Annotated in this window: 16 protein-coding genes and 1 pseudogene; 8 read left to right on the plus strand and 9 right to left on the minus strand. The window is 65.2% G+C overall.

Annotation, left to right across the window (positions count from 1 at the left end; genetic code table 11):
- Window positions 1-61: 61 nt before the first annotated feature.
- The 8 genes from BKG76_RS06980 to BKG76_RS07015 form a co-directional block, all read right to left on the minus strand.
- Window positions 62-1,423, minus strand: a complete 1,362-nt coding sequence (locus BKG76_RS06980) for a salicylate synthase (RefSeq protein WP_070936982.1) — start codon at window positions 1,421-1,423, stop codon at window positions 62-64.
- A 99-nt stretch (window positions 1,424-1,522) separates the two neighbouring features.
- Window positions 1,523-4,204, minus strand: a complete 2,682-nt coding sequence (locus tag BKG76_RS06985) for a fumarate reductase/succinate dehydrogenase flavoprotein subunit (protein ID WP_070936983.1) — start codon at window positions 4,202-4,204, stop codon at window positions 1,523-1,525.
- Window positions 4,204-4,950, minus strand: coding sequence for an ABC transporter ATP-binding protein (locus BKG76_RS06990; protein ID WP_070936984.1), 747 nt, complete (start codon window positions 4,948-4,950; stop codon window positions 4,204-4,206). The genes BKG76_RS06985 and BKG76_RS06990 overlap by 1 nt, the downstream gene beginning before the upstream one ends.
- Window positions 4,947-5,825, minus strand: coding sequence for an ABC transporter permease (locus BKG76_RS06995; RefSeq protein ID WP_070936985.1), 879 nt, complete (start codon window positions 5,823-5,825; stop codon window positions 4,947-4,949). Before BKG76_RS06995 ends, BKG76_RS06990 begins: the two co-directional genes overlap by 4 nt.
- Entirely contained in the window at window positions 5,822-7,219 is a 1,398-nt protein-coding gene (locus BKG76_RS07000; protein WP_070936986.1) for an ABC transporter substrate-binding protein, read from the minus strand. Before BKG76_RS07000 ends, BKG76_RS06995 begins: the two co-directional genes overlap by 4 nt.
- Window positions 7,220-7,231: 12 nt before the next feature.
- Window positions 7,232-7,459: a 4Fe-4S dicluster domain-containing protein gene (locus tag BKG76_RS07005; RefSeq protein ID WP_070936987.1), complete on the minus strand. Its 228-nt coding sequence runs from the start codon at window positions 7,457-7,459 to the stop codon at window positions 7,232-7,234.
- Between the two features lie 8 nt (window positions 7,460-7,467).
- The gene (locus tag BKG76_RS07010) at window positions 7,468-8,211 is read right to left on the minus strand and encodes a GntR family transcriptional regulator (protein ID WP_070936988.1); all 744 of its coding nucleotides are present in this window, start codon (window positions 8,209-8,211) and stop codon (window positions 7,468-7,470) included.
- 203 nt (window positions 8,212-8,414) lie between these two features.
- A complete protein-coding gene (locus BKG76_RS07015; protein WP_070936989.1) occupies window positions 8,415-9,284 on the minus strand; it encodes a LysR family transcriptional regulator in 870 nt (289 codons plus the stop codon).
- 70 nt (window positions 9,285-9,354) lie between these two features.
- Between BKG76_RS07015 and BKG76_RS07020 the strand changes: the two genes are divergently transcribed.
- Window positions 9,355-10,500, plus strand: coding sequence for a flavin-dependent oxidoreductase (locus BKG76_RS07020; protein ID WP_070936990.1), 1,146 nt, complete (start codon window positions 9,355-9,357; stop codon window positions 10,498-10,500).
- A gap of 116 nt (window positions 10,501-10,616) precedes the next feature.
- The gene (locus tag BKG76_RS07025) at window positions 10,617-10,928 is read left to right on the plus strand and encodes an SDR family NAD(P)-dependent oxidoreductase (RefSeq protein WP_070936991.1); all 312 of its coding nucleotides are present in this window, start codon (window positions 10,617-10,619) and stop codon (window positions 10,926-10,928) included.
- Window positions 10,929-10,949: 21 nt separating this feature from the next.
- On the opposite strand, the gene BKG76_RS07030 is transcribed toward BKG76_RS07025, so the two are convergent.
- Window positions 10,950-11,663 (minus strand): siderophore-interacting protein, encoded by a 714-nt coding sequence (locus BKG76_RS07030; protein WP_070936992.1) that lies wholly within the window; start codon window positions 11,661-11,663, stop codon window positions 10,950-10,952.
- A 395-nt stretch (window positions 11,664-12,058) separates the two neighbouring features.
- Between BKG76_RS07030 and eccA the strand changes: the two genes are divergently transcribed.
- From eccA to BKG76_RS24280, 6 genes and pseudogenes are all read left to right on the plus strand, one after another.
- The gene (gene eccA / locus BKG76_RS07035; protein ID WP_070936993.1) at window positions 12,059-13,921 is read left to right on the plus strand and encodes a type VII secretion AAA-ATPase EccA; all 1,863 of its coding nucleotides are present in this window, start codon (window positions 12,059-12,061) and stop codon (window positions 13,919-13,921) included.
- On the plus strand, window positions 13,918-15,486 hold the full coding sequence (gene eccB / locus BKG76_RS07040) for a type VII secretion protein EccB (protein ID WP_070936994.1): 1,569 nt from the start codon (window positions 13,918-13,920) through the stop codon (window positions 15,484-15,486). Before eccA ends, eccB begins: the two co-directional genes overlap by 4 nt.
- Window positions 15,483-19,514, plus strand: a complete 4,032-nt coding sequence (gene eccCa, locus BKG76_RS07045) for a type VII secretion protein EccCa (protein ID WP_070936995.1) — start codon at window positions 15,483-15,485, stop codon at window positions 19,512-19,514. The genes eccB and eccCa overlap by 4 nt, the downstream gene beginning before the upstream one ends.
- A complete protein-coding gene (locus BKG76_RS07050) occupies window positions 19,511-19,819 on the plus strand; it encodes a PE family protein (RefSeq protein WP_070936996.1) in 309 nt (102 codons plus the stop codon). Before eccCa ends, BKG76_RS07050 begins: the two co-directional genes overlap by 4 nt.
- A gap of 5 nt (window positions 19,820-19,824) precedes the next feature.
- Complete coding sequence (locus BKG76_RS07055; protein ID WP_070936997.1) at window positions 19,825-21,363, plus strand: PPE family protein; 1,539 nt, start codon at window positions 19,825-19,827, stop codon at window positions 21,361-21,363.
- A gap of 60 nt (window positions 21,364-21,423) precedes the next feature.
- Window positions 21,424-21,574: pseudogene (locus BKG76_RS24280) on the plus strand (type VII secretion protein EsxS); the annotation flags it as partial.

The raw sequence follows: 21,574 nt of genomic DNA on the forward strand, positions 1-21,574 counted from the left end.
GCCGGGACGACACAACCTCGCCCGGCTTGGCCGGGCGAGGTTGTGTCAGGTAGAGCCAGAACTAGGCCTCGCGTTTGATCACATAGGGCGCGATACTGCCGAGCTTCTCGCAGGTTTCCTCGAATTCACGTTCGGGCGTGGATGCCTCGATGATGCCGGCACCGGCCCGTAGCCAGGTGTGCCCGTCGTACTCGTAGGCCGAGCGCAGGGTCAGCGCCGCGTCCAATCCGCCGTTCGGGTACATCATCAGCACCGCACCCGAGTAGAGACCGCGGGGGTGATCGTCGAGCCGCAGGATGGCGTCGACACCTTCAGCCTTGGGAATCCCGGACGCGGTAACCGCGGGGAAGAGTGCCTCCAACGCATCCATTCTCGTCATGCCGGGGCTGAGCTCTCCGCTGACGGTCGACCCCAGGTGCTGAACGCTGCCGCGCTCGCGCACGGTCATGAAATCGGTCACCTTGGTACTACCGGGATCGACCACCTCGGCGATTTCGGCCAGCGAGCTGCGAACCGAGATCGCATGCTCAACAATCTCTTTGGCATTCGATTCGAGGTCGTCGCGGGCAACCCGATCCGCGTCCGCGCCCCGGCCGAAGGCTCGTGTTCCCGCCAACGGCTGCGTGATAACGGTTCCGTCGGCTTCGACCGCGGTCACCAGCTCGGGACTGTATCCCAGCGCGCGGATACCACCCAGCCGCAACAGGAAGGAGCGAACCGGGGTGTTGTTATGCCGGCCAAGGCGGTACGTGGACGGAAAGTCCATCGCGAACGGCACTTCCACGCGCCGCGACAAAATCACCTTGTGGTACAGGCCCGATCGGATCTCAGCGGTGGCGATGCCTACGCGCCCTCGATAATCGGACGGGTCCGGGACCAGGTCGATCGAGGCCGGCGCCGGAATCGCCGGAGCGCCCTGATCGATCAGCCGACTGATCTCGTCGACATAGCGCTCATCGGAGACCGAGATGCCGTCGGCGGTGATCACCACTTCGGCACGGGGAGTGAAAACCCGCGCCAACGGTGTACCGGGGGCCAGCCGATGCTGCAGGTTGAAGCGGTAGGTACCGAACTCGAAAGCGACCCACCCGAAGACGCGATGCACGCCGTCGGAGATCTCGTTCACGGCCACTTCGAGCGCGGCGCCCGGGTGTCCGGACCAACCGCGTTTCTCGACGGATCCGTCGCGGAGGATGCGCAGCCCGTCGCTGTCGAGCTCGACGGAGGCACGGGCGCCGATGGCGAGCACCCATTCGCCGTCGCGCTCGTAAATCAGGTATTCGTCGCCGTGGCGCTCAGGGATTTCCTGCGCGAGCACACTCGCGAGGTCAGCCGGCGCAAAACCATCCGGCAGCCCCTTCTGCACAGAAACCCAGGTCCGGGCACCGGTATCGGGATCTACAACCGCACTCATCTTCGACACCCGAGTAAGCCTAGCCTATGCTAAGTGGCCTCGGAACCCGCCCATAACATGAACTGCGCCACGTTGCCGGGCCGAATCCGATGTGCATGTGCACTGCGGTCAGCCGGCCGCAAGTGCCTGTCGCGCATAGGCTCTCACATCGGCATCCCCATCTTGGAGCGCGCCCGTCAACGCCTCACGCACAGCAGGCTCCGTCGACACCCACTGGCTCAGACTCAATACCGCCGACTTACGCACATCCAAATGTGCGTCGGACAGCGCCCGTGCCAGCGGCGGGACGGCGTGCGCCGACGACGCCCCCGCCAAGGCACGCACCGCCCCTTGGCGGATCTGCCAGGCCGGCGCCCGCAATGCCTCCTCGACGGCATCGAGAATCTGTTCATCGACCCCCAACGCACCGAGGGCGGTCAGCGCCGCCGCCCGCACCAGCGGGTCACCATCGCCCACCAGCGCCCGCACCGTCTGGCCACCGGCGGACAGCTTCGCAAGCCCGTTCGCAACGGCGATCCGTACCTCGCGATTGTCGTCGTGGGCGGCGGTACCAATGGACACCGCGTCATCCACGGATACCAGGGCCCGCACGGCTTCGATCCGCACTCGGTGGTCGGGATCGCGCAGCGACGCGACATATACCGCCGAATCGCCGACCCGCCGGGCGCTGGCCACGTACAGCGCGGTACTGCGCACCAACGGGTCGGGGGCATCGACGTGATCGCGGATCGCCACCGGGTTGTCCAGAACCTCGACCAGCTCACGCACCCCGTCAGCGGCCGTACGACGGACCGAAGAATCGCTGTCGCCCAACGCATTCAACAAAGCGTCCTCATAGCCGCTGGGAATGTGTTCGGTCAGTGCGGCGATTGCGGTGCGGCGTACGCCCGGATCCTCGTCGGCGAGATACTGCAGTAGATCCTCGACAGTGGGTGCCTCCAAGGACAGCACCGTGGCGATCCGCGGGGATGGCGGCTGTTCCGCTTCCGCGGCGATGACCTCCGAGACGCGAGTGGCCGGGGCCTTCCCGCCCAACAGCTCGGGCTGGTGCACCGCGATGGGTTCGGTCTCCCCCGACGGTAGGTCGTCCAAGCCGGGTACTGGAACGAAATACGGTGCAACCGGCCGTTTCACGAAGTCCATGCCGCCCCCCACGCTCTTACGCAGGTTCAGGTGGTAACGCCAGTTCTCGTCGTCACGCTCCGGCAGATCCGCCCTGTCGTGATACAGACCCCACCGCGATTCGGTGCGGGTCAACGACGAACGTGCCGCCATTTCGGCACAGTCCCTGATGAACGACACTTCGGCCGCCCGCATCAGCTCGTGCGGGGTGCGCGCGCCGATCTGGCTCACCTCGTCGGCCATCCGTTCGAAGGTCTGCACGGCCAGGGACAGCTTGGCCGCGGTCTTCGGCGGGGCCACATAATCGTTGACGAAGCGGCGCAGCTTGTACTCGACCTGAGGCTGCGGCGGACCGTCCGGATGACGCAACGGGCGGTAGATCAGCTCGTGCGCCTCTTTGACCTGATCAACGGGAAATTCCAGTGGGGCAGGTGTTTTCGAGAGCGTCGAGGCCGCGTGCTCGCCGGCCAGATCGCCGTACACGAAGGCGCCGATCATGTAATTGTGCGGCACGCAGGCCAGGTCGCCCGCGGCATACAGACCCGGCACCGTGGTACGGGCATGCTCGTCCACCCACACCCCCGACGCAGAATGGCCGCTGCACAAACCGATCTCGGAGATGTGCATCTCGATATCGTGCGTGCGGTAGTCGTGTCCGCGGTTGGCGTGGAAGGTCCCGCGGGTGGGGCGCTCGGTGGTGTGCAGGATGTTCTCCAGCGCCGACAGTGTCTCCTCCGGCAGATGAGTCACCTTGAGATAGATGGGACCGCGCGCGGATTCGATTTCGTTCTTGACCTCCGTCATCATCTGGCCCGACCAGTAGTCGGAGTCGACGAAGCGCTCCCCCTGCGCGTTCACCTGATACCCGCCGAACGGGTTGGCCACGTACGCGCAGGCCGGGCCGTTGTAATCCTTGATGAGCGGGTTGATCTGAAAGCACTCGATCCCCGACAGCTCGGCACCGGCGTGGTAGGCCATCGCGTACCCGTCCCCGGCATTGGTCGGGTTCTCATAGGTGCCATAGAGATAGCCGGACGCCGGCAGGCCCAGACGGCCGCATGGTCCGGTCGCCAGGATCACCGCCTTCGCACCGACCGTGACGAATTCCCCGGTGCGCGTGTTGAAGCCCGCCGCGCCAACCGCTCTGCCGTCATCGGTGAGAACGCGCACCGGCATGACGCGGTTCTCGATGCGGATCTTCTCGCGCATCGACTTCTGCCGCAGCACGCGGTACAGCGCCTTCTTGACGTCCTTGCCCTCGGGCATCGGCAACACATAGGAACCTGATCGGTGCACGCGGCGCACCGCGTACTCGCCGTGCTCGTCCTTCTCGAACTTGACGCCATAACGCTCCAGGCGCTGCACCATGGCGAAACCGCGTGTCGCTGTTTGGTATACGGTGCGCTGGTTGACGATTCCGTCATTGGCGCGGGTGATCTCCGCGACGTAGTCCTCCGGCTCGGCCTTTCCGGGAATGACGGCGTTATTGACACCATCCATCCCCATGGCCAGCGCACCGGAATGCCGCACATGCGCCTTCTCCAGCAGGATCACCTGGGCCCCGTTTTCGGCAGCCGTCAGTGCCGCCATGGTTCCGGCGGTGCCACCGCCGATGACGAGCACGTCACAGTCCAGGCGGATGGCGCTATCTAGTTCTGGGGTCTCCATCAGGCAACAAGCTCCGTGTGATTCAGGGCCGCAAGGATTTCAGCGCGTAATGCGCTGCGATCGACGTCGGCCTCGCGAGGTTGGGGAACATCCAGCAGTGCGCGCAGTGGCTGGCCGGCTCGACCCAGCACCGCGACGCGATCTCCCAAGAGCAGGGCTTCGTCGACATCGTGGGTCACGAACACCACCGTGGTGGGATGAGTGCGCCAGGTATCGACGAGCAGACGTTGCATGCTGGCACGGGTCTGGGCATCCAATGCCCCGAATGGCTCGTCCATCATGACTGCGCGGGGGGCTCCCGCCAGGCCGCGGGCCAACTGGACACGTTGACGCATACCGCCCGAGAGGCTCTTGGGAAGGTAGTCCTCGAACCCGGTCAGCCCGACATCGTCGATCCAGGCCTGCACCGCCTCGCGGCGCCCCTGGCGCGGCACACCACCCAGCTTGAGCGCCAGATCGATATTCGATTGCACTGTGCGCCAAGGCAGCAACGCGTTGTCCTGAAAAACCATGGCTCGATCACGCGAGGTGGTGACGACCTTCTCGCCGTCGGCCCGGATGGTGCCCGAGTCGGGCGGGAGTAGCCCTGCCAAGGCACGCAGCACGGTGGACTTCCCGCATCCCGACGGACCGGTGAGAACCAGTATTTCTGCGGGACGCACGGTCAGGCTGAGGCGATCCACGACGGTGCGTCCGCCGTAACCGAGCCGGACCTCGTCGAGAACCAGGGTGGAAGCGCGTGTCATGAGCGCGCCTCCTCCACGCGGGGCAGCCAGCGTGTGACACGACGGCCAACCAGCTCGACGGCGGCCGAGGTCAGAAATCCGAGCACACCGATGGTGATGATTCCCACGAACACATCCGGATAGGCCAACACCGTGTACGACTGCCAGGTGCGATAGCCGACTCCCAGACGGCCCGAGATCATCTCGGCGGAGATCACACAGATCCAGGCGACACCGATCCCGACGGACAGGCCGCCGAACACTCCGGGAAGGCTCCCCGGCAACACCACTCGCAGCAGCACGTCCCACCGGCTGCCGCCCAGGGTTCGGACCGATTCCTCCCACAGCGTGGGCAGGGCACGCACCGCGTGCCGCGTACTGACCATGATCGGGAAATACGCGGCAAGGAAGGTGATGAACACGATCCCGGCCTCATCGCTGGGGAACAACAGAATGGCCACGGGCACAATCGCGATCGCGGGAATGGGGCGCGCGAGTTCGGTAAGCGGACCAAAGATGTTGGCGAACAGCGGAGAACGCCCCAGCCAGATACCGGTGACGACACCCAGCACCGCGGCCAGACCGAAGCCGGTGAGGATACGGATCGTGGATTGTCCGAGATCTAACCAATACTGTTCGGTAGCGATGCGCTTGGTGAGCGCGGAAACGATCTCCGTGACCGTCGGCAGGGTGTCGAATCGCAGCCCGAAGCGCACCTTGTTGACCGTCAACACCTGCCAGAGCAGCACGGCGACGGCGATCGAGGATGCCCGGATACCCCAGGCAAGATATCGCGAACCCGAACGCCGGGCAGGCGCAGCCGCACTGGCCCGGTCTTCGGCCGGGATGACCGCAACCGCTCGCGGACGAGTCTCGAGGATGGGCAGGCTGCTCATGACGCGGCCGCCAGTGCCTGCGGGTAATCCAGGGGTGTGGCACCCGGATGTGCGCCGACGTATCGAGTGGCACCAGAACTGGTCGTGAAGGGATGCAGCCCAGCCGAATCCCGAACCCACCAGGCATGGTCGGCGAACCAGCGGGTACCCAGTTCGGTATCGGCCACATACGCGGCACGGACCTTCTGGCCGGCCGCGCTGGCGGCATTGACGGCCTTCAACAGCTCCTGTGCGGTACCGTACACCTGCGTGGAATCCTTGCCGTCGAACCAAATCTCGGCGGCCTGCTCCGGGTCTGCCCCGCCGGCCGGGTGCAGCACCAGCGGATTGACCTTGGCGGCCAACTCGGTGTCGTAACTCTTCGCACGAGATGTGTATGCCTGGCGCAGTGGGCCGTCTTGCACGAACTCGTCGATGTTCAGATCGGCGAAGTCTCCTATCGACTTCAGATAGGGCACATCGCTTTTGAACGCGTCGATGAGCGAGGACTTGAGGGTGGTGTCGAACGACGTGCCACCGGGCCCGTTGTAGAGGTACACCACCTCCTGGGGCAGGCCGCTGCCCTCGGCCACGATCCGGGCCGCGTCAAGAGGCTTGTCGTGAATGAAATCGGTCGCGTCGAGCTGCGCTTGCAGGAAGGCGTCGAGCACCTCGGGGTGCTGCTTGGCGTAGTCGCGGCGCACCACCACACCGTGGAAAGTCGGGACATTCAACTCTGCACCGTCGTAGAGCAGTTTGGCCTTCTTCTGGAAGACCAGCAGTCCCGGCCAGGCCACGAACTGCGAGAGCGCCTGCACCTGGCCGGATTCCAGGGCAGAGGCGCCAACCTGCGGCTGCTGGTTGAGAACCTCGACATCCTTGGCCGGGTCCAGCCCGTCATTGCGCAGAGCACGCACCAGCGTGCCGTGCCCTGCCGAGCCCACGCTGGCCGAGACCTTCTTGTCCTTCAGTTCAGGAAGTTCGGTGATCGGCGAATTCGGCGGCACCACAACCATGTTGAGTGCACCCTTGGCGTTGTAACCCGTGATGGACACCAGCTCGGTGCGCGCCTTGTCATTGGTCTGAGTCTTGGAGCCGTTGATCAACAGCGGGTAGTCGCCCATCGAACCGATGTCGATCTTCTCGGCGAGCATCTGTGCGGTGATCGGGGCTCCGGTGTCGTAGTCCTGCCACTGCACGCTGTATTTGGTTCCGGTACGGGAGGTGACCTCACCGAGCCGCTTTTCCAGATAGCCCTGGGCACGCAGCAGCGTGCCCGCGGTGACGGTGTTGATGGTCTTCGACTGGTATCCGACGACGACTGTCACCTCGTTGGCCGAACCGGATCCGGAGTCCAAGGAGCAGCCGGCGGCAAGGGCGAGAAGCACGGAGCAGAGAAGGGCCGTTCTCTTCATGGGTGTCCTGTCTTAACGGAGTAGATAGGGCATGTTGACGGTGACGGCACCGGTAGGACAGCGCGCCGCGCACGGCCCGCAGTACCAGCACTCGTCGACGTGCATGAAGGCCTTTCCGTTTTCCGGATTGATGGCCAGCGAATCGAGCGGGCAGATATCCACGCATAGGGTGCAGCCCTCGATACACAGCGATTCGTCGATGGTGACCGGTACGTCGATGCGGTTGTTGACCAGTGTCATGAGAATCCTCAGATATCCCTCAATAGATTGCTGCGCAAGGTGATTCGGTCACCACGCATCCTGATGTACTCGAGGTCGACAGGGGTTCCGTCGTCGAGATGGGTGAGCCGTTCGAGCAGCAGCAGCGGGGCGCTGTCCGGCACCTGCAGCGTTGCGGCCGAATGTGAATCCGCCGCAACGGCTTCCAGCGAGAGGTTGGCCGAACCCAACCTGCGACCGGTGACACGTTCGATCAACGCGAACACGTCGTTGGTCTCGAGCTGATGCTCGATGACCCCCTCCCCCACGTCCGGCGTGAGATAGGTCTTGTCCAGGCTCAGCGGTAGGTCACCGAGATAGCGCAATCGCTCGACGAAGATGACACGCGTACCCGGATCAACCCGCAATCTGTGCGCGACAGCAGGGGGCGCGTTGACCTCCTGGATGACGCGAACCTCGTTGCGTACCTCGCCGTAGCCCTTGAAGGTTTCCTTGAGCCCGAGGAGCGCATCCAGGCCGTGTTCGTACTTGCGCAACGCGACATGAGTACCCGTTCGCGGCCCGCGCTCGATCAGGCCCTCTTCCTTCAGCGTGGTGAGCGCTTCGCGGACCGTGTTGCGCGAGACGAAGAACTCGGCGGCCAGCTCCTGCTCGCTCGGCAGACCGCCGTCGGCGTAGGCCCCGGCGTGAATCTGATGACGCAACACGTCGGCGACCAACCGTGCTTGATCGGCACGCGGGCGGCGCAATGGCGTGGGCTCGGCAGCGGCCACGGGTCCTCCTGACGTGAATCGACCTCGCCCACACGCTAAAGGCCTGCTCAGCGGCTACCTGCCGGGTGAAATGAAAATCTGTCAGGTCCGTTCCATTGCGCCGCTCGACACCACCCTCGACCTGCTACGCACCGCCGCGTGCCTGCCATTGCGCCACCGCCTGACCGGGCGCCGGATTGGATTCAGGGTGATCGGAACGACAGTCAGAGAACGGCCCGGGCCCGCTCCAGGAAGACACGCGCCGCCGGGCCGAGCGGACCATCGAGACGCCATGCCAACGCGAGCCTCCCTCGCAACGCGGGACGGATATCCAATGCCACCACCCCGGCGCGGTTTCGTACGTATGGGGCGGGCACCACGGCTACACCGAGTCCCTGCTCGACGAGACTGACGAGAACTCGCGGAGAGCTCGCTTCAAAGGCCACATTCGGGACGAGTCCCGCCGCCCGGCACGCCGCCTCCAGGATGGACCGGACTCCACTGCGCGACGGTAGGCAAATCAGAGGGCGTTCACAGAGCCTCTCCAACGTGACCGTGCGCCACTTCACCCACGGATCGTTGGTGGCGACCGCTGCTACCAAAGGCTGATCATCGATCACCCGCGAGCCCAATCCCTCCAGCGGTTGCACCCCCAGCGCCACGATCGCACCGTCCAGCCGACCCTCATGCAGCCCGGCGACGAGCTCGTCGCGGCCGGCTTCGGTCAGGGTGATCGTGATCGCCGGATAGTCACGATGAAACGCCGCAAGCAACGCGGAGAGGTCGGCGCCGTGCGACGTGACGGTTCCGAACGCGATGTGACCGCGCAGCAGTCCACCAATCTCGTCCGCCGCCTCGCGCACTCCGTCAACTGCGGCGAGAGCTGCTCGCGCGTAGGGAATCACCGCCTGGCCGGCATCGGTGAGCCGGACCTGGCGGCCTGATCGATCAAACACATCGTGTCCCAGTTCGCGTTCCAGGAGGCGGATCTGCGCGCTCACGCCTGGTTGGGCGACATGCAGCGCGGCGGCAGCCTTGGTGAAACTCGACGTGTCCGCCACGGCCAACAGATAGCGCAGCTGGTGAAGTTCCATAAGTATTGATTATAGGTTTGCTAACGAACAGATCTTGGACTTCTACTCAACATCGCCGGATGCTGACGACATGAGCACAGACAAGACATCGATCGTGATTGCCGGAGCGGGTATCGGCGGACTTGCGTCAGCACTGACCCTGCATGCCGCGGGATGCGAGGTGTCGGTGCTGGAGAGTGCGCGTGAGGTCAAGCCGCTGGGCGTCGGCATCAACATGCTTCCGCACGCGGTCGGAGTACTTACCGAGCTCGGATTGGGTGAGCAGCTGACCCGCATGGGCATCGCCACCACCGAGATCCGCTTCTGCGATAAGCGTGGCACCGTTCTGTACACCGAGCCGCGGGGCCTGTCGGGCGAGTATGCCTACCCGCAGATCTCGGTGCACCGCGGCCGGTTGCAACTCATGCTGCTCGACGCGGTACGGGAACGTATTGGCCCACAAGCAGTCCGGACAGGCAGCCGGGTTCTCGGCTTCGACAGTGACGGAACTGGCGTGCGCGTGCACACCGCCGACGGTCATGTCGAAGGAGCCGTTCTGGTGGGCGCCGACGGCGTGAACTCGGCGATACGCGCCCAGTTGCATCCCGAGGACCCGTTGCGCTGGTCGGGCGTGCGGATGTGGCGTGGCGCGGCCGATGTTGGCCCCTTCCTCACCGGCAGGACCATGATCGCCGCGCATGACGACACCGATCACGAACTGATCGCCTATCCCATCAGCGAGAGCACCGTGAACTGGGTGGCGCTCGCGCGCACCGATCCCGCCGGGGAGCTCCCGGCCGGAGCACGATGGAATGGCCCGGTCACCGCCGATGAGGTGCTGGAGCACTTCCCGGGCTGGGATTTCGGATGGTTGGACCTCGACAGAATGGTTCGCGGCAGCGGGCACATCGTCGAATACCCGATGGTCGACCGCGATCCGTTGTCCCACTGGGGAAAGGGCCGCGTCACGCTGCTCGGCGATGCCGCGCATCCCATGTACCCCTTGGGCGCCAATGGCGGGTCGCAGTCGGTTGTCGATGCCCACGTGCTGGCACGGGCACTGTCGGACTCCCCCGACGACCCGACACGGGCACTGGCCGACTATGAGTGCCGGCGGATCGAGGCCACCCGCGACGTGGTGCTGGCCAACCGCGCAATGCTGAGATCCTGGGGCGAGGAGTCCCCCGAAGGGCTACGGGAGGCGGCACAGTCTTACCGGCAGCGCACCAAAGCCTGACAACCAAGACCTGACAATCGCGAACTCGGCGTGAATGCAACCAACCGCTGAGGTCACCCAACGAATCCACATGGCGCTCACATCCGGGGTCCAGGAATCGCTGGCTCAATGGAGACATGCAAAGCCACGCGAACCCGGACCAGGATGTGGTCGTTGTCTTGAACGCCGACGCCCCCAACGGCCGTCAGATCGTCCAGATACTGGTGCGCAATGGTCATCGGGTCGTCGTCTGTGGCAAGCACGCAACCGATCTGACCAGGATGCTGCACGGATACGACGCGGATCAGGTGATGGCCATCGCCGCCGACACCAGCGACCCTCGCCAGCTCCGTGAGCTATGCCGGCGCGCCACGGATCGGTTCGGCACCGTCACCACGATCATGGACACTGCCGGTCGGCAGATGCCCTATCTGCGGCTCGCCTCGTAGACCAGCCGCGCCCGGCGCCGACTAGGCCATCCAGTAGGCCTGGACCTTCATCGACCGGCGCGGAATGCCGAAGTGATCCTTGAGGACCTGGGCGATCTGTCGAGTGGTCCGGGTATCGCACGCCACCCAGCCGAAGTACCCCGAGGCGTCGAAGGCCGCCGCACGCACGACCTCGACAAGCGACCGGTCGCCGTGGCGGTCCACCCAGACCACGTCCCGGCCGACGGGCAGTGTCTTGTCGCTTTCGTGCGCGGCCTCCAGAAACACGGTGGCGGGACTGTCCCCGATCGCGGCCAGTAGGGAGTTGATGGCAGGTAGCGACGCGGTATCACCGACAATGACGTACCCACGCGGGGCCGGGTTCGGCAGCGCAAAATTGCTACCCAGCACCGTCGCTTCGATCGTGTCTCCGACTCGGGCCGCTTGTGCCCAACCGGCGGCCAGACCGTCATGCAACGCGAACTCGATATCGACGGTATCGGCCCCAGGATCGGGACTGACCAGCGTGTACCCACGTTGATGCAGCTTCTCTCCGTCCGAGAACCACAGCCGGATCCACATGGTGGGGTGAACATCGCGGCCCTGCAGCAGGCCACCCGCCGAGAAGCTGAGCCTTACGTAGTGGTCGGTTAGCTCGCGCCGACCCGTCACAGTTAGCTGATAGTCCCCAACCCGGAACAATTTAAGAACGGCGCCCTGCCATCCGCGTGTCGGTTGCGTCACTGTGCTCGGCATTGCACTCTCGATTCCTCGGTTGTCACCATTAACTTAGGCTAGCCTAATGATGCCTCCTTAAATAAGGCTAGGGTTAGCTATCGACACTTAGGTAAGGGAATGCTAATCTCTTGCCGAGCACGCAACGGTGCCATGGAAAAAGGCGGTAGATGAGTACTCGCGAACGAGTTGGTCAACTCGAACGCCCGGATGTGGCGGCAGTCACACCTCGGACCCCCGCCTTCATACAGGGGCACTGGTTCAACCATCTCCAGCATCACGGAGAGCACGCCGGCGGCAGCGGGCGATCTATCACAAATTTGCTGACAACCCGAGAGGGCACTGTCAGGAACCAATCACGTTCGCGAGCCGACTACTCCAATCAGCGAGCGTGTCGATCGGGCGAAGGGCTGTAAGTGGATATTCGTGAACGAGTTGGTCAGCGAGAGTGGGTGGCCGCGGGCGCGGCCTCATCGACACGTATCGACCCCGAATTGGAGAGTCGATTCGCGACCTGCTGCCGGGCGTTAGGCCTCTCCGTCAACGACAGGCGACGTCCCGCCGACCTACCCGCAGCGCGCTACGGGTTCACCTCGCTGTGCCGCACCGCTCAAGATCAGTGTGACGTGTGGGTCGGCCTGGCGGCCGCCGGAGGCGCCACCATCGACGTCCTGGAAGCCATCTCGGAGACCACGGCCACCGCCGGCCATCTTCAGCATGCGGTGAACCTGCAGCCCGGCGATCTGACCTTTACCTACGACACGGGGCTGTACCTCGAGTTTCGCGCCAGCGGACCCGACGACTATCACCTGGCCTACGCCGCGGCCCTCGTGGACAAGGGCGAATACGTCAAGGCCGATGAACTGATCGCGGCCGTGACCGAGCGGCGCCCCGGATGGTTCAACGCCCGCTGGGTCGCCGTCGCCATGCAGAACCGGGCCCAGCGTTGGGCCGATGTTGTCGCGCTGCTGACCCCCGTCGTCACCGACGAGTCACTGGAGCCCACCACATCCCACGCCGTGCGGATCACCCTGGGTATCGCACTCGCCAAGCTCGGTATGGTCAATCCCGCACTGTCCTACCTCGAAGACCCCAGTGGCCCCATCGAAGTGGCAGCGACCGATGGCGCCCTCGCGAAGGCGCTGAACCTACGCCACCACGGCGACGAAGAGACCGCCACCGAGGTGCTTCAGGATCTGTACGCGGCCAATCCCGAGATCGCCGAGGTCGAGCATGCGCTCACCGATCCGAGCGTGGGCCTGCACACCACGACCGCCGCCCGTATCGCCGCCCGCACCGATGCCTGGGATCCCGAAACTGAGCCCACCGAAGAGGATTTCATCGATCCTGAGGCTCACGAACGCAAGGCGATCCTGCTGGCCGAAGCCGAGCAGCAGCTCAGCGAGTTTATCGGCCTGGAGCAGGTCAAGGACCAGGTCGCCCGGCTCAAGAGCTCCGTGGCAATGGCGTTGCGGCGTCAGGACCGTGGCCTCGCCGTCGGCCACCGCACACACCACCTGGTGTTCGCAGGCCCTCCCGGCACCGGTAAGACCACCATCGCCCGCGTGGTCGCCAAAATCTATTGCGGCTTGGGACTTCTCAAACGCGAGAACGTCCGCGAAGTACACCGTGCCGACCTCATCGGTCAGCACATCGGTGAAACCGAGGCCAAGACCAACGCCGTCATCGACAGTGCGCTCGACGGCGTGCTGTTCCTCGACGAGGCCTACGCCCTGGTGTCCACCGGCGCCAAGAACGACTTCGGTCTGGTCGCCATCGACACCCTGCTGGCCCGGATGGAGAACGACCGCGATCGGTTGGTCGTGATCGTCGCCGGGTACCGCGCCGAGCTGGATCAGTTCCTCGACACCAACGAGGGTCTGCGCTCGCGTTTCACCCGCTCCATCAACTTCCCCTCGTACGCACCGTCCGAACTCGTCGAGATCGCCGCGGCGATGGCGTCCGTCCGGGACAGCAAGTTCGACGAGGGGGCCGCAGCCAAGCTGCTCGCCGCCTTCTCGGACATGTGTGCCGCGGAAGCTCCCGATACCCGCGGCATCGCACGCCGCAGCATCGACGTCGCCGGTAACGGCCGGTTCGTCCGTAACGTCGTTGAACGCTCCGAGGAGGAACGTGAACACCGCCTTGATAATTCAGGCGCCGAAGACTTCAGCGATGAAGACCTCATGACCGTCACCGTCGAAGACGTACAGGCCTCCGTGGAGGCCATCGTCGCCGGGCTCGGCCTGTCGGCTCCGGGGGCGTCGATCCAGAAATGAGCGACAACCGAGACAACAACGCGAACTCTGAGCGCCGGGCCTTCGCGTCACGCACACCGGCCAGCGAGAGCCCCGAACCGCTGAAGTATCGCCGCGGATTCGTCACCGGCCACCAGGTAACCGGATGGCGATTTGTCATGCGGCGCATCGCATCTGGCGTTGCACTGCATGACGCGCGGATGCTCGTCGACCCGCTGCGCACCCAGTCCCGTGCCTTGAGCATGGGCGCCGTCATCGTGGTCACCGGCGTGGTCGGATGCTTCGTCTTCAGCTTGCTGCGGCCCGCCGGTATCGCGGGCACCGACCCGGTGCTGGCCGACCGTTCGACGGCGGCACTCTATGTGCGCGTTGGCGACAACCTGCACCCGGTGCTCAACCTCACCTCCGCCCGTCTCATCGCGGGCAAGGCAGTGGATCCCACGATGGTCAAAAGCGCTCAACTCGACCAGTTTCCGCGCGGCAACCTGATCGGCATTCCAGGCGCCCCGGAACGCATGGTGCAGACCAAGGCAACCGACGCCGCCTGGGCGGTATGCGAGGCCGGCCAAACCAGCACGGGCAACCACGCGGTCACCGTCATCGCCGGAGCGTTGGACACCAGCGGCGACAAGGCCTCAGAGCTGCTACGCGACCGCGCGGCCGTGGTGTCCACCGAGTCCGGTGGTACCTGGCTGCTCTGGGACGGGAAGCGCAGCGCGCTCAACCTCGGAGATGTCGCCGTCACCAGCGCGCTTGGCTTCACCACACCGCCTGAAGCGCGCCCCGTGACAACCCGTCTGCTCAACGCCATTCCGGAGGCTCCGGCACTTGTGGTTCCCGCCATCGCCGGGGCAGGGACGCCTACCGCCTATCCCCTGCCGGTCGCCGCGCCTATCGGCTCGGTGCTGGTGAGTTCCTCGACGGATAACACGCCGGTGTACTACGCGGTACTTGCCGATGGCGTGCAGCAGGTTTCACCGGTGATCGCGTCGGCACTGCGCAACGCCAACTCCTACGGACTGGAACAGCCGCCCCGGTTGACCGCCGATCAGATCGCGCATCTGCCGACGTCGTCGGCGATCGACACTCGGGTGTTCCCGAATGCCGCCGTCAAGCCGCTGGCCGCCAATGAGGACCCGGTGCTGTGCACCCGGTTCACCAAGACGGCAGATGCCACCTCGGATTCATGGTCGTTGCTTGCGGGCTCCGTTCTGCCGCTGTCGGATTCGGTGCACACCGTGCAGCTGATCTCCCCCGCCGACACTCCGACCCGGGTCGCCATCGCCCCCGGCACCGGATACCTGGTGCAGCCAGGCGGTCGTGGTGCGTATCAGTGGATATCCGATACCGGCGTCCGCTATGGCATCGACACCGAGGCCGAGGGCGATAAGACCCTTGAGGCGCTCGGCCTGCACAAGCCGGCACTGACCATCCCCTCGTCGATCCTGGATCTGTTCGCGTCCGGGCCGTCGCTCTCACGCACCGACGCCCTGCTCTCGCACGACACCCTGACCCCGAACATTCGGCAGGTCACGCAGATCCAGACCGACACCCCACTTGCACAGAATGCGCAGGAGTCCCGTTGAGCCGTCTCATTTTCGAAGCCCATCGGCGTGTAACGCCCCCGGCGATACCCGATGCCACGGTGACCGTCGAGGCACCTCCGCAGCTGCCTCGGGTGGTGCCGCCCTCGTTCCTGCGGCGCGCCATGCCGGTCGTGATCGTGATCTTGATCGTCGGCATGATCGTTGCGCTGGTCGCCTCGGGCATCCGGCTCATCTCCCCGCAGACACTGTTCTTCCCGTTCGTGCTTCTGCTGGCTGCCACCGCGCTGTACCGCGGCGGCGGCGACAAGGTCCGCACCGAGGAGGTCGACGCCGAGCGTGCCGACTACCTGCGATACCTGTCGGTGGTACGCGAGAATCTGCGCACCCACGCCACTGCGCAGCGCAAGGCGCTGGAATGGTCGCACCCGGACCCCGAGGAGCTGTCCACAGTTCCCGGCACCCGTCGTCAATGGGAACGCGATCCCGGCGATGACGACTACCTGGTGGTGCGTACCGGGCGTCACGATGTTCCGCTGGCCAGCCCCGTGCGAGTCAAGGACATCGCCGACGAGATCGACTTGGAGCCGGTGAGTCACAGCGCATTGCGCGGACTGCTGGACACCCAGCGCACGGTGCGAAGTGCCCCGCTCGGCGTCGATCTGAACAAGATTTCGCGCATCACGGTGCTCGGAGACGACGACATCGCTCGCGCCGCCATCCGCTCGTGGGTGGCGCAGGCGACCACATTCCACGACCCGACGCTGCTGACCGTGGCCATGGCCGGTCCTAGTGTTGAAGATGCGCAGTGGTCGTGGCTCAAGTGGCTTCCACACGTGGATATCAGCGGTGAGATCGACGGTGTCGGTCCGGCACGGTACCTGCGTCGCACGGGTGCCGAGCTCTTCGAGGCGCTGAAGCCGGCCCTGGCAGAGCGCGAACTCTTCGGTGCCGAATCCGGCGCCCACAAGCACCTGCTGATCATCCTGGACGATCCGAATTACGATCTGAACGGCGTGAACTCACCCATCCCGGCAACCGGGCTGGACGGTGTCACTGTCATCCAGCGGCTCGACGACGCGGACGGCGAGGTCAAGCTTCCGGACTATCTCAACCCCGAACGTCCTGTGCTGCAGGTCAATCGGAATGGCGTGAGCGCACGTATCGCCCGTTGGAATGGCAGCGACTGGCAGCCCTACATCGATGAGGCGGACCAGCTCACGATCGGCACCGCCTCACACGTGTCCCGCCGGCTCTCCCGCTGGGACTCCAATCCGACGCATCCGGGGCTGCGGTCCTCCGCGACCGGCGGTGCGACGTTCACCTCGCTGCTGGGCATCGAGGACGCTTCGCAACTGGACGTTCCCGCCCTCTGGTCGCCGCGTACGCGCGACGAGGAGCTGCGCGTGCCCATCGGAGTCACCTCTTCCGGCGAACCGCTCATGTTCGACCTCAAGGACGAGGCCGAGGGCGGCATGGGGCCGCACGGTCTGATGATCGGTATGACGGGCTCCGGTAAGTCTCAGACCCTGATGTCGATCCTGCTGTCGCTCTTGGCAACACACTCGGCAGATCGCCTGATCATCATCTACGCCGACTTCAAGGGCGAGGCGGGCGCGGATATCTTCCGCGACTTCCCTCAGGTTGTTGCCGTGATCTCCAACATGGCGGAGAAGCGTTCCCTCGCCGAACGTTTCGCCGACACGTTGCGTGGCGAGGTCGCTCGCCGGGAAAACCTGCTCAAGCAGGCAGGCCGCGACGTGCAGGGAAGCGCCTTCAACTCGGTCCGCGAGTACGAGGATGCGATCGCCGCCGGTCACGACCTGCCGCCGATTCCCACGCTGTTCGTGGTGGCCGATGAATTCACCCTGATGCTCCAGGATCACCCGGAGTACGCCGAGCTGTTCGACTATGTCGCGCGCAAGGGCCGCTCGTTCCGTATCCACATTCTGTTCGCGTCGCAGACCCTGGACGTCGGCAAGATCAAGGACATCGACAAGAACACCTCGTACCGCATCGGTCTGAAGGTGGCCAGCCCCAGCGCATCCCGGCAGATCATCGGAACCGAGGACGCGTATCACATCGAATCGGGCAAGGACCACAAGGGTGTTGGGTTCCTGGTGCCCGCCCCGGGTGCCGTGCCCATCAAGTTCCGCAGTACGTATGTCGACGGCATCTACGAGCCGCCGTCGACAACCACCACCGTAGAAATCCGCGCCACCCCGCAGCCCAAGCAGTTCACCGCGTTGCCAGTCGCCGCCGATCCCACGACGGTGATTGTGAAGGGTGAGTCCGACCGGCCGGCACAGCCGGCCCGCAAGCTGATCACGACCGTCGGTCATCAACTCTCAAAGGTGGGACCCCGCGCACCGCAGTTGTGGCTGCCGCCATTGGACACCGCCATCCCGTTGGCCGATGTGCTGAGCCAGACCGGGATCCCGGCCCGCCAGTTGCGCTGGCCGCTCGGCGAGATCGACAAGCCCTTCCAGATGCGCCGCGATCCACTGATCTTCGACGCGACCTCGGCGGCCGGAAATGCGATCATCCACGGCGGTCCGAAGTCCGGAAAATCCACGGCGCTGCAGACGTTCATGTTGTCGGCCGCCGCACTGCACTCCCCCCGCGATGTCACGTTCTACTGCATCGATTACGGCGGCGGACAACTGCACGCACTCGAAGGACTGGCACACGTCGGCAGCGTCGCCAGCGCCCTTGAGCCTGAGCGTATTCGGCGCACCTTCGGTGAGCTGGAGCAGCTACTGGCATACCGGCAGCGGCTGTTCCGCGACCGCGGCATCGCCTCGGTGAGCCAGTTGCGTGCCCTGCGGGACAGCGACCACACCCTGGACGACGGCTACGGCGAGACCTTCCTGATCGTGGACAACCTGTACGCGTTCAGCCGTGACAACACCGATCAGTTCAACACCCGGAACCCGTTGCTGGCCAGGCTTACCGAGCTGGCCAACGCAGGACTGTCGTACGGCATCCACGTCGTGATCACGACTCCGAACTGGATCGAGGTGCCGCTGGCGATGCGCGATTCTCTCGGACTGCGCCTCGAGCTCAAGCTGCACGACTCGGCAGACAGCAATGTGCGGGTTCCCGGCGCGCTGCGCCGCCCCGCCGAAAGTGTTCCGCACGATCAGCCGGGTCGCGGTCTGACCATGCAGGCCGAGCACTTCCTGTTCGCGGCGTCCGACGCCAAGACTGTGGAGTCGGTCAACGCCAACTACCCGGGGGCCAAGGCACCTGCCGTCCGCCTCCTGCCGGCAGACCTGGCACCCAATGCCATCGGCCCGCTGTATCCAGGGCACGAGCAGGTCGTCATCGGCCAGCGGGAGCAGGACCTGGCGCCGGTCGCGCTCGATTTCGCGCACAACCCGCTCCTCATGGTGTTGGGCGACACCGGATCCGGCAAGACAACGCTGCTGCGCCACGTCATCCGTACTATCCGCGAGCATTCGACACCCGATCAGGTGGCGTTCACGGTTCTGGATCGGCGTCTGCATCTTGTCGACGAACCGCTGTTCCCCGACAACGAGTACACCCCCAACATCGACCGGATTACCCCGGCCATGCTGGGCCTCGGCGGACTGCTGGAGAAGCGTCGGCCACCGGCCGGACTCTCCAATGAGGAACTGCACAACTGGGTGTCACGCGGGGTGACCGCACAGCGGCACTACCTGATCATCGACGATGTCGACCAGATCCCCGACACACCGGCTGTCAGCGGTCCGTACATCGGGCAGCGTCCCTGGAATCCGATCACCGGATTGCTCGCCGAGGCACGCGAGCTGGGTCTGCGGGTGATCATCACCGCACGCGCCACGGGATCGGGGCACATCCTGATGACCAACCCCATGCTGCGCCGGTTCCACGAGCTGCAGGCCAACACCCTGATGCTCAGCGGCAGCCCGCAGGACGGGGGCCGCATCCGCGGGCATCGTTTCGAGCGTCTACCTGCCGGTCGCGGAGTCCTGTTGTCCGACAACGATGTACCGACGTACGTACAGACCGTCAATCCGTTCGTCAGCGAGCATGCCGCTCAAGGAAGGGAGTACCCACGATGAATCTCAACGTCGTTCCAGAAGGTCTGACCGCCACCAGTGCGGCCGTGGAGGCGCTGACCGCGCGTCTGGCTGCCGCGCATGCCGCGGCCGCCCCGGTGATCGGGGCCGTGGTGCCGCCGGCTGCTGACCCGGTCTCGTTGGAGACCGCGGCCGGTTTCAGTGCCCGCGGTATCGAACACACCGGTGTGGCCGCCCAGGCCGTCGAGGAACTGGGCCGGGCCGGGCTGGGTGTTTCGGAGTCCGCGGCCAGCTACACCACCGGGGATATGCAGGCCGCGGCCACCTACATGATCGCGCGGGGCTAGCGCCGGTGTCGGCTCCGATTTGGATGGCTTCGCCCCCCGAGGTGCACTCGGCGCTGCTCAGCGCCGGGCCCGGGCCGGGCGCACTACTGGCCGCTGCCGCACAATGGCAAGCGCTCTCGGTGCAGTACACCACCGCCGCCACGGAGTTGACCCAACTACTCGCCGCCACCGGCGCCGGATCCTGGCAGGGGCCCAGCGCCATCCAGTACGTCGCCAGTCATACGCCGTATCTGGCCTGGCTGACCCAGCAGAGCGCCATGAGCGCTACCAATGCGGTGCTGCACGAAACCAGCGCTGCCGCCTATACCGCGGCATTGGCCGCCATGCCCACTCTGGCCGAGCTGGCCGCCAACCACATGATCCACGGTGTGCTGCTGGCCACCAACTTCTTTGGCATCAATACGATTCCGATCGCCCTCAACGAGGCCGACTACCTCCGGATGTGGGTGCAAGCCGCCACCACCATGGGTATCTACCAAGGTGTCTCCACCGCGGCCGTGACTGCTGTCGCACCGACGCAGCCCGCGCCGATGATCATGGCGCCGGGCGGCGAGATGTCCCGGATGGCCGCCGACATGTCCGGCATGGCTGCTCAGGCCCAGGCCGCCGAATCCGGTACCGCACTGGACGACAGCGAGAGCTTCTTCGACAAGCTGATGCGGCAGATCCAGGAATTCTTCAGCGACCCGCTGGGCACCCTGCAGAAGATCTTGCAGGACTTCATGCGCAATCCCCTTGAGGCACTTGTGGCCTGGGGTCCGCTGCTGTTCTTCATCGCGTATGAGGCGTTCTTCATCCCCTTCGGGTTCACCGCGTGGGGCATCATGCTGTCCGCACCGCTGTGGTTGCCGCTGCTCCTGGTCGGACTGGCCCAGCTGGTCAACCCGGTTCCGGTCGACGCCGATGTACCGGCGGAGGAACCGGCACAGGAACTGGCGCAGGTCACGCGCAATTCGCCTCAGCAGCAGCCTTTTGCCATGGGCGGAATGCCAGGGGGCGGCGGCACGGTAACTACCGGTGGTTCTGGTGCACCGTCCGCACCGGCCAACGCACCCGCCACACCCGCGACCGCGGCCGCAGCACCGGCATACATGGTGTACGCCGTGCAGGAGGATCCTCCGGCTGCCCGGTTTGGTCCGACGCTGAATGAGGGTGCCGGCGCGAAGGCTCCCGCAGCCGGAATCTCCGCTGCGGCCGCCGCGGCGGCTTCGGCCCGTTCCCGGGCACGCCGCAAGCGTGGCGCCCGGATCAAAGATCCCGCCCCGCAGTTCATGGATATGAATTCGACAGTGGACCCGGACTTTTCGGAACCGGACGCACGGCAACCGGCCGGTGTCGGGGCTTCGGCGCGCGGCGCCGGGCAGCTTGGATTCAGCGGAACCGTCCCCAAGACCACATCCACAACCACCGCGGCCGGCCTCGTCGAACGGGAGGCCGCCTCGGCCGCGATGGAGGGCACCCGCACCATGCCCATGCTCCCGACGACGTGGGGCACAGATCCCGATGAGGACATGCCGCCCGGGGAAAGGGGGGCGAGTACCTGATCACCACAGACGCACGACGCAATACCCGAACAAATAACAGAGGAATTAGGAGAGGATCTTATGAGTCTGCTTGATGCGCATATCCCGGCTTTGGTGGCTGCGGAGGGCACTTTTGGTGCTAAGACCGCGTTGATGCGTTCGACGATTTCGCAGGCCGAGCAGGCCGCGATGTCGGCCCAGGCCTTCCATGTCGGGGAATCCTCGGTGGCAT

This window comes from Mycobacteroides franklinii (assembly GCF_001853795.1).
GTDB lineage: Bacteria > Actinomycetota > Actinomycetes > Mycobacteriales > Mycobacteriaceae > Mycobacterium > Mycobacterium franklinii.

Coding starts and splice junctions, on each gene's coding strand:
- BKG76_RS06985 (WP_070936983.1), bottom strand. CDS start 4,204: ATGGAGACCCCAGAACTAGATAGCGCCATCCGCCTGGACTGTGACGTG.
- BKG76_RS06990 (WP_070936984.1), bottom strand. CDS start 4,950: ATGACACGCGCTTCCACCCTGGTTCTCGACGAGGTCCGGCTCGGTTAC.
- BKG76_RS06995 (WP_070936985.1), bottom strand. CDS start 5,825: ATGAGCAGCCTGCCCATCCTCGAGACTCGTCCGCGAGCGGTTGCGGTC.
- BKG76_RS07000 (WP_070936986.1), bottom strand. CDS start 7,219: ATGAAGAGAACGGCCCTTCTCTGCTCCGTGCTTCTCGCCCTTGCCGCC.
- BKG76_RS07005 (WP_070936987.1), bottom strand. CDS start 7,459: ATGACACTGGTCAACAACCGCATCGACGTACCGGTCACCATCGACGAA.
- BKG76_RS07015 (WP_070936989.1), bottom strand. CDS start 9,284: ATGGAACTTCACCAGCTGCGCTATCTGTTGGCCGTGGCGGACACGTCG.
- BKG76_RS07020 (WP_070936990.1), top strand. CDS start 9,355: ATGAGCACAGACAAGACATCGATCGTGATTGCCGGAGCGGGTATCGGC.
- BKG76_RS07025 (WP_070936991.1), top strand. CDS start 10,617: ATGCAAAGCCACGCGAACCCGGACCAGGATGTGGTCGTTGTCTTGAAC.
- BKG76_RS07030 (WP_070936992.1), bottom strand. CDS start 11,663: ATGCCGAGCACAGTGACGCAACCGACACGCGGATGGCAGGGCGCCGTT.
- eccB (WP_070936994.1), top strand. CDS start 13,918: ATGAGCGACAACCGAGACAACAACGCGAACTCTGAGCGCCGGGCCTTC.
- BKG76_RS07050 (WP_070936996.1), top strand. CDS start 19,511: ATGAATCTCAACGTCGTTCCAGAAGGTCTGACCGCCACCAGTGCGGCC.